This window comes from Hydrogenophaga sp. (genome assembly GCF_018780385.1).
Classification (GTDB): Bacteria; Pseudomonadota; Gammaproteobacteria; order Burkholderiales; family Burkholderiaceae_C; genus Hydrogenophaga.
This window is the reverse complement of sequence record NZ_JADMJO010000081.1, coordinates 1-11,787: the sequence shown is the minus strand read 5'-3', so window position 1 is coordinate 11,787 and position 11,787 is coordinate 1. Positions and strand designations below refer to the sequence as shown.

Below are 11,787 nucleotides of genomic sequence, written 5' to 3'. Positions count from 1 at the left end.
TGTTCGGCTACATCGGCAACCTCAACCAGTGGCAGCCCTGGCTGGCGGCGGCCTCACCCGCGCTGATCTATTCGGTGTTTTCGCTGGCCGCGTTCGGCTGGCTTGTGTTGCGAAGGTAGCGTGTCCATGCTTGGTGTGATCGTGTTTGCCCATGGGTCGCGCGACCCTTTGTGGCGCCTGCCTGTGGAGTCGGTGGCGCAGCAGATTGCGCGCAGCGACCCCACCGCCGCCGTGTCGTGCGCTTACCTGGAATTGTGCGAGCCCGACATGGCGTCCGCGGCACGCCAGATGGTCGAGGCCGGCGCCACCCGTGTGCGTGTACTTCCGCTGTTTTTCGGCATGGGCAAACACGCGCGTGAAGACCTGCCTCAACTGATGCGCGAACTCCATGAGACCCATCCGCAGGTGCGGTTCGAGCAACTTCCTGCTGCGGGCGAAGACCCCCGCCTCACCGCCTTGCTCGCGCAGATCGCGCTGGACGATTCGCTGGAGAGCGCACCATGAACCTGCACCAGTTCCGCTTCGTCCAGGAGGCCGTGCGCCGCAACCTCAATCTGACGGAAGCAGCAAAGGCCTTGCACACCTCGCAGCCGGGTGTTTCCAAGGCCATCATCGAACTCGAAGACGAGCTCGGTATTGAAATCTTTGCCCGCCACGGCAAGCGCATCAAGCGCGTCACCGAACCCGGCGTGCAGGTGCTCAAAAGCATCGAGATCATCCTGCGCGAGGTCAACAACCTCAAGCGCATCGGCGAGCAGTATTCGGCCCAGGACAGTGGCACGCTCTCCATTGCCACCACCCACACCCAGGCCCGCTACGTTCTGCCAGGGCCGGTGGCCGCATTGCGCCAGGCCTATCCCAAGGTCGCCATCAGCCTGCACCAGGGTTCGCCCGACCAGGTGGCCAAGATGCTGATGGAAGAGGTCGCGGAGATCGGCATGGCCACCGAATCGTTGGTGAACTACCCAGAGCTCGTCACCCTGCCCTGCTACGAATGGCAGCACGTGCTCGTGTTCCCCTTCGATCATCCTCTGCTGCAGCGAGAACGCATCACGCACGAAGATCTGGCTCAGGTGCCCTTGATCACCTACCACCCGAGCTACACCGGCCGCACCCGCATCGACCAGGCGTTTGCGCTGCGCCACCTGCAGCCCAACATCGTGCTCGAAGCGATCGATTCCGACGTGATCAAGACCTACGTGAAGCTGGGCATGGGTGTGGGCATCGTGGCCGAGATGGCCATGGCCGGTGACAACCAGACGCCCGACCTGGTGTCCCGCCCCGCAGCCGACCTGTTTGGCCACAACCTGGCGCGCGTGGCCTTCAAGCGCGGCACCTACCTGCGCCACTTCGTGCTGCGTTTTGCCGAGCTGCTGAGCGAACGTCTCACGCGCGACCAGATCATGCGCGCGATGAGCGGCACCCCTGACGACTATGAGCTCTGAACCACCCCCGTTGCTTGCTCACTGCGTGTAGCCGCATACCCCCTCGAGGGGGCAACACCTGCGGCCTGGCGAAGCCAGTTCCGCGGTGTTTCTGAACAAGACATCCCACTCCAACGCTCCTGTGAAAAGCCATGACAACGATGACGCCGCTCACTCCATATCTGAAGTCCCGCCTGCCCAAGGTCGGCACCACCATCTTCACCGTCATGTCGGCCCTGGCGGCCGAGCACAAGGCGGTCAATCTGGGTCAGGGGTTTCCCGACTTTGATTGCGACCCTGCATTGGTCGACGCTGTGACGCAGACCATGCAGGCCGGTCACAACCAGTACCCACCCATGCCGGGCGTGCCTGCGCTGCGCCAGGCGATGGCGACCAAGATGCAGGCGCTGTACGGCCTGAACTGCGACCCGGCCACCGAGATCACCGTGACCGCCGGCGCCACACAGGCCATCCTCACCGCCCTGCTCGCTGTGGTGCACCCCGGCGACGAGGTGATCGTGCTGGAGCCCTGCTACGACAGCTACGTGCCCAACATCGAGCTGGCCGGCGGTGTGCCCGTGCGGGTGCCACTCACCCCCGGCACCTTCCGCCCCGACTTCGACCGCATTGCCGCTGCCATGACCTCGCGCACGCGCGCCATCCTGATCAACAGTCCGCACAACCCCAGCGGCACCGTGTGGAGCGCGGCCGACATGCAGCGCCTGCAAGACCTGCTGGCCCCCACCGACGTGCTGCTGATCAGCGACGAGGTCTACGAGCACATGGTGTTCGACGGTCAGCATCACCAGAGCGCCGCGCGCTTCCCCGGCCTGGCGGCGCGCGCCTTCATCGTCAGCAGCTTCGGCAAGACCTACCACGTGACAGGCTGGAAAGTCGGCACCGTGGTGGCGCCCGCTGCGCTCACCGCCGAGTTCCGCAAGGTGCACCAGTTCAACGTGTTCACGGTGAACACGCCCATGCAGCACGCGCTGGCGAGCTACATGGCCAACCCCGCGCCCTACCTCGAACTCAGCGACTTTTACCAGCGCAAGCGCGACCTGTTCCGCGAAGGCCTGGCCGCCACGCGCTTTCGCATGCTGGCGGGCGAAGGCACTTACTTTCAATGCGTGGACATCTCCAGCCTGGCCGTGCCCGAGCGCGAGTTGCCCGAAGGCGATTTCTGCCAGTGGCTCACGAAGGAGATCGGCGTGGCCGCGATCCCGCTCTCGGCCTTCTACGGCGACGGTTTCGATCAGCGTGTGGTGCGCTTCTGCTTCGCCAAGCAGGACGACACCCTGCGCGAGGCGCTCAAGCGGCTCGCACGGCTTTGAGCTCTAACACCTGACGGGGTTGCGGCAGTACCGGTCGAGTTCGTGCACCGTGCTTTGCCGCGCCACCGTCTGTTTGGCATTCGGCCCCACCTCCAGACTCAGCTTCATTTCGTACTTCTTGAAGAAGTCGTCGAACAACTCGCCACCCAGCGTGCCGGTGGCGGTGAGCGTGTCGCTCTTCGCGTCGTGCTCGATCAGCACCGCGCACAGCGGTTGCTCGGCCGGGCCGTTGAGAACCTGGGCGCCGCGCGCCGGGTCGTACTGGCTGTGGTCGGCGCAGCAATGGATGAGGTCTTTGCCCTTGCTCGGCGTCTGCGGGTTGACGGCGGCGCCCTTGCGAAAGCTGATGAAGCTCAGGTCCTTCGTCGGGTACACCAGCTTGTGCGCGCAGATAGCGGAAAACGCCACCAGGCTGCGCCGGGGACCCACACCGCCCGGCCACTGGTAGCTGCGTTTGTCTCGGGTCTGCAAGGGGGTGGCCGCTGCCGGCTTGCCCAGGTCGAGCAGAAACACCGGCGTGGCCTCGAACGGGTAATGGAAAACGTAGTTGGTCTGCGGCTTCAGGGTGGAGGCCTTCAGCGGCTGGCCCAGTTCGTCGAGCAACTGCACGCGCCCATAGGCGCGGGGCTGGGCGTCGGCGGCCCAGGCCGTGCCCGTCAGGGCGGCGGCGAGTGAACCACCGCCCAGGGCACAGGTTTCCACGAATTCGCGACGGTCCATAACGTGCGTCCCATGAAGATCGGTGGCGGCCGGACGCAGCCACCTGCATGGAGTGAAACGCAGGATGTCAGGCGCGTCAACTGGCGGGGCCAATACACCGGCATCGCACTCGGACAGCCCGCCGTGGTGGCACGCCGACGGGCCGTCGTGACGCGGGTCACGCGAACACCGTTTGAAGGTGATGTTTTTTAGGGTAAGCATGCCAACAGAACATCCAGTCGCTCGATACTCGCGTACCTCAAATACCAAGCGCCTGTGGACAGGCCATTTCCCCGTCGTTGAAGGAGTTACCACCGTGATGCACACCACCACCGAACACAGCCCGATGGGACTGCACCGCCGCGCCCTGCTGTGGCAAGCCTGCGCCGCGCTGGCACTGGGTGGCCTCGCCTGGGGCATGAGCCGCCCGGCACACGCCGCACCCAGCGCCACCGTGGTCGAAGCCGTTCAATTGCCCGCCTGGGTGGAGCGCAACGGCCAGCGCCGCCCCGCCGAGCCCGGCGCCCAGCTGCGCGCCAAGGACAGGGCCATCACCGCCACCGGTTCACGCATGCTGCTGCGCATGGACGACCGCAGCGTGATCAAGCTCGGCGAACAGACCGAATTCCTCATCCAGTCGCTGGACACGGGTCGCGAGAGCGCCGCCGCGCCCAGCCAGCAGAAGAGCTCGCTCAAACTGATCAGCGGCGTGTTCCGCTATGCCACGGACTACACCAGCAAGGCGCTGGGCAACAAACGCGAGCTCAACATCGAGCTGGCCACCGCCACCGTGGGCATTCGTGGCACCGATTTCTGGAGCATGACCGACGCAGCGCACGACGCTGTCTGCGTGTTCGAGGGCAAGGTCGAGGTGGTGCGCGATGCCAAGCCGGGCATCGAACTGGACAAGCCCGGGGCTTTCTGGGTCGTGTTCACGGGTGCGCCGGAAAAGCCCGCCGGCCAGGCCACGCCGGACCAACTGGCCAAGTTCATCGGTCAGGCCGAGATGCAGCCCGGCAAGGGCATTGTGTTGCAAGGTGGCCGCTGGCGCACGGTAGCGGGCTTCGTGCCCAGCGGTGCTCAGGCCAACGCACTGCGCGCCCGTCTTCAAACAGCGGGCTACCCGGCCGAAGTGGTGGCCAAGGACGGCCGATTCGAGGTCCGCATCAACCAGCTGGCCACCCGCGAAGACGCAGAGGCTGTGCTGAAGCAACTGCAAACCAACACGGCGCTGGGCGTGACCGACGGTCGCGTGGCCCTGGCCACCCGCTGAAGTCAGAGCTGGAGTTGTGCCCAGGCCTTGTCCAGGCGCTTGACGCTGACCGGCTGTGGTGTGCGCAACTCTTGCGCAAAAAAGCTCACGCGCAGCTCTTCCAGCAACCAGCGCAGTTCCTGCAGCCGCGCGTCCTGCACGCCCTTGCGCTCCGCCACCAGACGCCAGAAACGCTGGTCATGTGGTCGCAGCTCGGCCAGTCTTGAAGCGTCGCGCGCCGGGTCGGCCCGCAGCTTGTCCAGCCGCAGCTGCACCGCCTTCAGGTAGCGCGGCAGGTGCTGCAACTGGGCGTACGGCGTGAGCAGCAGGAAGCGTTTGGGCACCAGCCGGGCCAGTTGCTGACCCACGTCGGTGGCCACGTCGGCGGGTGGTTTGCTGTCCTTGAGCTTGCGCGCGGCGGCTGCGTATTCGGTGAGGATGGCACCGGCGCTGCGCGCGATCTCGCTGGCGATCAGCGTGAGGCGCCCTCTTCCTTCTTCCACACGCTGTTTGAACGCGGACTCATTGGTGGGCAGGGGCTCGGCCAGAAAGGCGCGGTCCAGCGCCAGTTCCAGAATCTGGGTGCGGAGCTCCTCCAGCGTGCCGCCGCCGCCCGACTCCTTGCCCACCAGCATGTAGGCCGCGGCCATGGTCTGCAGGCCTGGCAGGTTCTTCTCCAGGTACTTCAGCGCATCGCGGATCTGCAGCGCACACAGGCGGCGCAGACCTTCGCGGTGCCGGGCCTTCGCCACGTCCGGTTCGTCAAACACTTCCAGCCGCACCGCGTCGCCGTCGTCGATGAGCGCGGGGAACCCGATCAGCGATTGTTGACCTTTTCGAATCTCCATCAACTCGGGCAGTTCGCCGAAGTCCCAGCTGGTGTGGCGCTGCGCGGCGCTCACCGCAGGCGCGCTGGCCGCGGACTTGCCGGCGGCTTTGGCCACTTGTGCGGCAGGCCGCTGCTCCTGAACAGGCGCCGCCGGGCGCAGGCTCTCGAGTTTGATGGAGGCCAGCGCCTGAAAGGCACCCCGCGCCTGACTGCCGAGCTCGGCCTTGAGCGCGGCCAGGCTGCGGCCCTGGCCCAGCTGACGGCCATGTTCGTCCACCACGCGCAGGTGCATGAAGTGGTGGGGACTGAGCATGTCGACCTTGATGTCGTTGCGCTGGATGTCGAGCTGTGTGGCTTCGCGCACGAGCTTGAGCACCGTGTCCATCAGGTTGCCGGCGCCGAACGTGGCGGGCTCGCAGAGCGCCTGTGTGAAGCGCTCGGCGGTCGCGGGCAAGGGCACCAGGCGCGAGCGCGGGCGCTGGTGCAGGGTCTTGAGCAGGGCCAGCACCTTGTCCTTGAGCATGCCGGGCACCAGCCAGTCGCAGCGGTCGTCGTTGGCCTGGTTCAGCGCGAAGATCGGCAGCGTCACCGACAGGCCGTCACGTGGGTCGCCGGGCACGTGCAGGTAGTCGCAGGCGCAGTCCACACCACCCAGGCGCAGGGTCTTGGGAAACGCCTGTGTGGTGATGCCGGCCGCCTCATGGCGCATGAGTTCTTCGCGCGTGAGCAGCAGCAGCTTCGGCGTGCGCCGCACCTCGTCCTGGTACCAGCGTTCAAACGTGGCACCGTTGCAGATGTGCGCGGGCAACTGTTGGTCGTAGAAAGCGTAGATCAGCTCGTCGTCGACCAGCACGTCCTGGCGGCGTGACTTGTGCTCCAGCTCGGCCACCTGTTGCACCAGCTTCTGGTTGGCGGCCAGGAACGGCAGACGCGTTTCCCAGTCGCCCGCCACCAGCGCCTCGCGGATGAAGATGGCGCGTGCGCCCACCGGGTCCACGCGGCCGTAGTCGGTGCGCCGGTTGTTGTAGACCACCAGGCCGTACAGCGTGGCGCGCTCCAGCGCCGTCACCTGCGCCGATTTCTTTTCCCAGTGCGGATCGAGCAGTTGCTTCTTGAGCAGGTGCGCGCCGACCTGTTCCAGCCACAGCGGCTCGATGCCGGCGATGCCGCGACCGAACAGGCGCGTGGTCTCCACCAGCTCGGCGCAGACGATCCAGCGCCCGGGCTTCTTGCTCAGGTTGGCACCCGGGTGGCGGTAAAACTTGATGCCGCGCGCGCCCAGATACCAGTCTTCTGCTTCGCTCTTCTGGCCCACATTGCCCAGCAAGCCGGCCAGCATGGCCAGGTGCAGTTGCTCGTAGCTCGCCGGCTGGGTGTTGATCTGCCACTTGTGCTCGGCCACCACGGTGTGCAATTGCGTGTGGATGTCACGCCATTCGCGCACGCGCCGCACGTTGACGAAGTTCTCACGCAAGAGGTTTTCGTATTGGCGGTGGCTCAGTTTGTGGTCCTTGCCGTGCCCACCTTTGGTGTCTTCCAGCCACTTCCAGAGTTTGAGCGTGCCGCTGAATTCGCTCTTCTCGTCGTCGAACTTGGCGTGCGCCTGGTCGGCCTGCGCCTGTTTGTCCAACGGGCGGTCGCGCACGTCCTGCACGCTCAGGGCCGAGGCGATCACCATCACCTCGTCGAGCGCACCACGTTGCTGCGCCTCCAGGATCATGCGGCCCACGCGCGGGTCCAGCGGCAGGCGCGAGAGCGTCTGGCCGATGGGGGTGAGTTCGTTGTCGTCGTCCACCGCGCCGAGCTCGGCCAGCAGTTGGTAGCCATCGACGATGGCGCGCTTCTGCGGCGCTTCGATGAAGGCGAAGTCTTCCACCGCACCCAGACGCAAGGCCTTCATGCGCAGGATCACACCCGCCAATGAGCTGCGAAGGATCTCTGGGTCGGTGAATTTCGGGCGGCCGTTGAAGCCGGCCTCGTCGTACAGGCGGATGCAGATGCCGTCGGCCACGCGGCCGCAGCGCCCGGCACGCTGGTTGGCCGCGGCCTGGCTGATGGGCTCCACCATGAGCTGCTCCACCTTCTGGCGGAAGCTGTAGCGCTTCACGCGCGCGTTGCCGGCGTCGACCACATAGCGGATGCAGGGCACCGTGAGCGAGGTCTCGGCGACGTTGGTCGAGAGCACGATGCGCCGCCCGCTGTGGTCCTGGAAGATGCGGTCCTGCTCGGCCTGCGACAGGCGCGCAAACAGCGGCAGCACCTCGGCGTTGCGCAGCGTGGGGATGTGGCTGAGGTGCTTGCGCAGGTGGTCGGCCGCCTCGCGGATCTCGCGCTCGCCCGGCAGGAACACCAGGATGTCGCCGCCCTGCGGACCACGCCAGAGCTCGTCCACCGCGTCGGTGATGGCGCTGTTGAGGTCGTAGTCGCGGCTCTCTTCGAATGGACGCCAGCGCACTTCAACCGGGAAGGTGCGGCCGGACACCATGAGCACCGGCGCAGGCCCACGTTTGGAGGCGAAGTACTGCGCGAAACGGTCGGCGTCGATGGTGGCCGAGGTGACGACCACCTTCAGGTCCGGCCGACGCGGCAGCAACTGGCGCAGGTAGCCGAGCAGAAAGTCGATGTTGAGGCTGCGCTCGTGCGCCTCGTCGATGATGATGGTGTCGTAAGCGCGCAGGTCCGGGTCGGTCTGCGTTTCCGCCAGCAGGATGCCGTCGGTCATGAGCTTGACGGACGCGTCCTTCGAGAGCCGGTCCTGGAAGCGCACCTTGAAGCCCACCACGTCGCCCAGCGGGGTCTTCAGCTCCTCGGCAATGCGCTTGGCCACGCTGGAAGCGGCGATGCGCCGTGGCTGCGTGTGGCCGATCATCTGGCCACGTTGCCCGGGTTTGGCGTTGCACTTGCCTCGGCCCATGGCCAGGGCGATCTTCGGGATCTGCGTGGTCTTGCCCGAACCGGTTTCACCACAGACGATGACCACCTGGTGCTCACGCATGGCGGCCTCGATCTCGTGGCGGCGGGCCGAGACGGGCAGCGTCTCCGGGAATTCGATGTGCAGCGGTGTGGAGGACAAGTGGGGAACTTCGGTCAAAATCGGGCAGCCGGCCATTATCCGCGCCCGGCCCACCGCCCGCCTGCCACCGCCCCATGTCCACTGTCTTCAATTTCACCTTCGTGCCCTGGTTCCGCTCGGTCGCGCCCTACATCCACAAACACCGGGGCAACACCCTGGTGGTGGGCATCGCGGGCGAGGCCATCGCGGCAGGCAAACTGCAAAACGTCGCGCAAGACCTCGCCCTGATCCAGAGCATGGGTGTGGAGATCGTGCTGGTGCACGGCTTTCGGCCGCAGGTCAACGAACAGTTGCGGGCCAAAGGCCACGAGCCCAAATACTCCCACGGCATGCGCATCACCGACTCGGTGGCGCTCGATTGCGCGCAAGAAGCCGCCGGCCAACTGCGCTACGAGATCGAGGCGGCGTTCAGCCAGGGTCTGCCCAACACGCCCATGGCCGGCGCCACGGTGCGCGTGATTTCGGGCAACTTCATCACCGCGCGCCCGGTGGGTTTGATGGACGGCGTGGATTTTCAGCACTCGGGACTGGTGCGCAAGGTTGACACCGAAGGCATCCAGCGCACGCTGGACATGGGCGCACTGGTGCTGCTCTCACCGTTCGGCTTCTCGCCCACCGGTGAGGCCTTCAACCTGACCATGGAAGACGTGGCGACCTCGGTGGCCATTGCGCTGCAGGCCGACAAACTGATGTTCCTCACCGAGGTGCCGGGCCTTCGCACCGACCTGGCCGACCCGGAGAGCGACATCGACACCGAGATTCCCCTGGCTGAAGCCAAAAAGCTGCTGACCAGCCTGCCCGCGCCCGACCAACCAACCGACCCCGCGTTCTACCTCCAGCATTGCATCCGAGCGTGCGAAGGCGGTGTGGAGCGCAGCCACATCCTGCCGTTCGCCGTGGACGGCGCGCTGCTGCTGGAGATCTACACCCACGACGGCTTCGGCACCATGGTGGTGGACGAAAAGCTGGAGAGCGTGCGCGAAGCCACCATGGACGACGTGAGCGGCATCGTGGCGCTGATCGAGCCGTTCGAGAAGGACGGCACGCTGGTCAAGCGCGACCGCACCGAGATCGAACGCGACGCCGGCAACTACACCATCATCGAACACGATGGGGTGATCTTCGGCTGCGCCGCGCTCTACCCCTACCCCGAGGCACGCACCGGGGAGATGGCCGCGCTCACCGTGTCACCCGATACGCAGAGCCAGGGAGACGGTGAACGACTGCTCAAGCGCATCGAGGTCAGGGCCAAGGCCCAAGGCCTGCAGAGCATCTTCGTGCTCACCACGCGCACCATGCACTGGTTCATCAAACGCGGCTTCGTGCAGGTCAATGCCGACTGGCTGCCCGAGGCCCGCAAGCGAAAGTACAACTGGGATCGAAAGAGCCAGGTGCTGGTGAAGAAGCTGGGCTGAACACCCAGCCCGCCACCTTCAGGCTCGGGTGCGCTTGACCCAGAGCACGACTGCCGCCAGTGCAATCGCGGTGAAGCTGAGGAACGACCAGTTGGCGATCGACAAACCCAGGAAGGTCCAGTCGATCACCGAGCAGTCGCCGCTGCCGCGGAAGATCATGGGAATGGCGCGGCGCAGCGGGAACGATTCGATCATCCCGAAAAAGTCGCGGCCGCAACTCATGATTTCGGGCGGGTTCCATTGCAGCCAACTCTGGCGAGCAGCCACGAACGCCCCAAAAACGGCGAACACACCCATCTTGACGATGCCGCCCAGCAGCCAGAAGCGGCTGCGCACAAATGCCGTGACCCCCGCTACCAGCGCCACCGCGATCAGCGCGTAGCGTTGCACGATGCACATCGGGCATGGCTCCAGACCCACCACGTGCTGCAAGTAGAGGCCAAAAGCCAGCATGCCGATGCAAACCAGAGCGATCAGGCCGAGGATCTGGCGGGGGTTGCGTTGGAGGAACGAAGGTCGAACGGTCGGGATGGTGGTGGAGATCAAGAGTGACCCTGTGGTTGAACGGTGCTTCGGAACAGAGCGCTCACAGACCGATCAAGTTCCTGCGAACGCACGCTCGATCACGAAAGCGCCCGGTCGGCTGGTGTTTCCTTCTTCGAAGCCCAACTTTTCAGCCAGCGCCTTGAGATCACGCAGCATCTCGGGGCTTCCGCAAATCATGATCCGGTCTTCCGCAGGGTTCAGCATGGGGATACCCAGATCCTTGGCGACCCGGCCTTCTGCCAACAACTGCGGAATGCGGCCCTGGTGCACGAACGCCTCGCGCGTGACCGTGGGGTAGTACAGCAGCTTCTGCTGCACCATTTCGCCCAGGAATTCGTCGTGGCGCAGCGCATCGCTGAGGTACTCGCGGTAGGCCAGTTCCTTGACCTGGCGCACGCCATGGATCAGCACCACCTGCTCGTAGCGCTCGTAGGTTTCCGGATCGCGGATGACGCTGAGGAACGGCGCCAGCCCCGTGCCGGTGGCCAGCAGGTACAGGCGCTTGCCGGGCAGCAGGTAGTCGATCAACAGGGTGCCGGTGGGCTTGCGGCCCACGATGATGGTGTCGCCCACCTGGATGTGTTGCAGTCGCGATGTCAGCGGGCCGTCGGGCACCTTGATGCTCAGGAACTCGAGGTGATCGGCGTAGTTGGGGCTGACGATGCTGTAGGCACGCAGCAACGGCTTGCCATCAACACGCAGGCCGATCATGGTGAAGTGGCCATTGGAAAAGCGCAGCGACGCGTCGCGCGTGGTGGTGAAGCTGAACAGCCGGTCGGTCCAATGGTGAACGCTGAGCACGCGTTCTTCCTGAAATGCACTCATGAGGGGTCCTGTGAAGGCGAAGATGTCTATTGTAAAAAGGCGTCGTGGCAACAAGGCCACCAGGGACTTGCGCACCACCGATCATGCAGACTGCAGCCCTGATGACTTTGCGGTCGATCAAAGGTTGCTACAGTCGCCTTCTGCCGCACGAAGCCGCATCATGCCGGCCTTCGCAAGACACTGGAACGAATAATTTCTTCCATTCGTTATAACCAAATCATCTGACCCCCACCAAGGACACCCCCATGGCACGCACCGTCAACTGCATCAAGCTCGGCAAAGAAGCCGAAGGCCTGGACTTTCCGCCCTACCCTGGCGAGCTGGGCAAACGCATTTATGAAAGCGTGAGCAAGGAAGCCTGGGCCGCCTGGCTCAAGCACCAGACCATGCTGC

10 protein-coding genes and 1 pseudogene are annotated in these 11,787 nt (G+C 65.2%); 7 read left to right on the top strand and 4 right to left on the bottom strand.

Annotation, left to right across the window (positions count from 1 at the left end):
* The 4 genes and pseudogenes from IV113_RS20200 to IV113_RS20185 all read left to right on the top strand — a co-directional run.
* Nucleotides 1–119: pseudogene (locus tag IV113_RS20200) on the top strand (LPS export ABC transporter permease LptG); the annotation flags it as partial.
* A gap of 7 nt (nucleotides 120–126) precedes the next feature.
* Nucleotides 127–504 (top strand): CbiX/SirB N-terminal domain-containing protein, encoded by a 378-nt coding sequence (locus IV113_RS20195; protein ID WP_291088710.1) that lies wholly within the window; start codon nucleotides 127–129, stop codon nucleotides 502–504.
* Nucleotides 501–1,445 (top strand): CysB family HTH-type transcriptional regulator, encoded by a 945-nt coding sequence (locus IV113_RS20190; protein WP_291088708.1) that lies wholly within the window; start codon nucleotides 501–503, stop codon nucleotides 1,443–1,445. Before IV113_RS20195 ends, IV113_RS20190 begins: the two co-directional genes overlap by 4 nt.
* Before the next feature lie 131 nt (nucleotides 1,446–1,576).
* Nucleotides 1,577–2,755 carry a pyridoxal phosphate-dependent aminotransferase gene (locus tag IV113_RS20185; RefSeq protein WP_291088706.1) on the top strand — a complete coding sequence of 393 codons (1,179 nt, stop codon included), beginning with the start codon at nucleotides 1,577–1,579 and terminating at the stop codon, nucleotides 2,753–2,755.
* 3 nt (nucleotides 2,756–2,758) lie between these two features.
* Here IV113_RS20185 and IV113_RS20180 read toward each other — a convergent pair whose 3' ends face one another.
* Entirely contained in the window at nucleotides 2,759–3,475 is a 717-nt protein-coding gene (locus IV113_RS20180; protein WP_291088704.1) for a twin-arginine translocation signal domain-containing protein, read from the bottom strand.
* 298 nt (nucleotides 3,476–3,773) lie between these two features.
* Here IV113_RS20180 and IV113_RS20175 point away from each other — a divergent pair, with 298 nt between their 5' ends.
* Nucleotides 3,774–4,727 carry a FecR domain-containing protein gene (locus IV113_RS20175; RefSeq protein ID WP_291088702.1) on the top strand — a complete coding sequence of 318 codons (954 nt, stop codon included), beginning with the start codon at nucleotides 3,774–3,776 and terminating at the stop codon, nucleotides 4,725–4,727.
* A gap of 2 nt (nucleotides 4,728–4,729) precedes the next feature.
* Here IV113_RS20175 and hrpA read toward each other — a convergent pair whose 3' ends face one another.
* A complete protein-coding gene (gene hrpA / locus IV113_RS20170; protein WP_291088700.1) occupies nucleotides 4,730–8,644 on the bottom strand; it encodes an ATP-dependent RNA helicase HrpA in 3,915 nt (1,304 codons plus the stop codon).
* A 38-nt stretch (nucleotides 8,645–8,682) separates the two neighbouring features.
* Between hrpA and argA the strand changes: the two genes are divergently transcribed.
* Nucleotides 8,683–10,023, top strand: coding sequence for an amino-acid N-acetyltransferase (argA, locus tag IV113_RS20165; protein ID WP_291088698.1), 1,341 nt, complete (start codon nucleotides 8,683–8,685; stop codon nucleotides 10,021–10,023).
* Nucleotides 10,024–10,041: 18 nt separating this feature from the next.
* Here the strand turns inward: argA and IV113_RS20160 are convergent, their stop codons facing one another.
* Both IV113_RS20160 and IV113_RS20155 read right to left on the bottom strand, forming a co-directional pair.
* Entirely contained in the window at nucleotides 10,042–10,566 is a 525-nt protein-coding gene (locus tag IV113_RS20160; RefSeq protein WP_291088714.1) for a disulfide bond formation protein B, read from the bottom strand.
* 54 nt (nucleotides 10,567–10,620) lie between these two features.
* Nucleotides 10,621–11,394: a ferredoxin--NADP reductase gene (locus IV113_RS20155; protein ID WP_291088696.1), complete on the bottom strand. Its 774-nt coding sequence runs from the start codon at nucleotides 11,392–11,394 to the stop codon at nucleotides 10,621–10,623.
* A 245-nt stretch (nucleotides 11,395–11,639) separates the two neighbouring features.
* On the opposite strand from IV113_RS20155, the gene IV113_RS20150 reads away from it, so the two are divergent.
* On the top strand, nucleotides 11,640–11,787 hold a 148-nt coding region (locus IV113_RS20150), incomplete at its 3' end, for an oxidative damage protection protein (protein ID WP_291088712.1).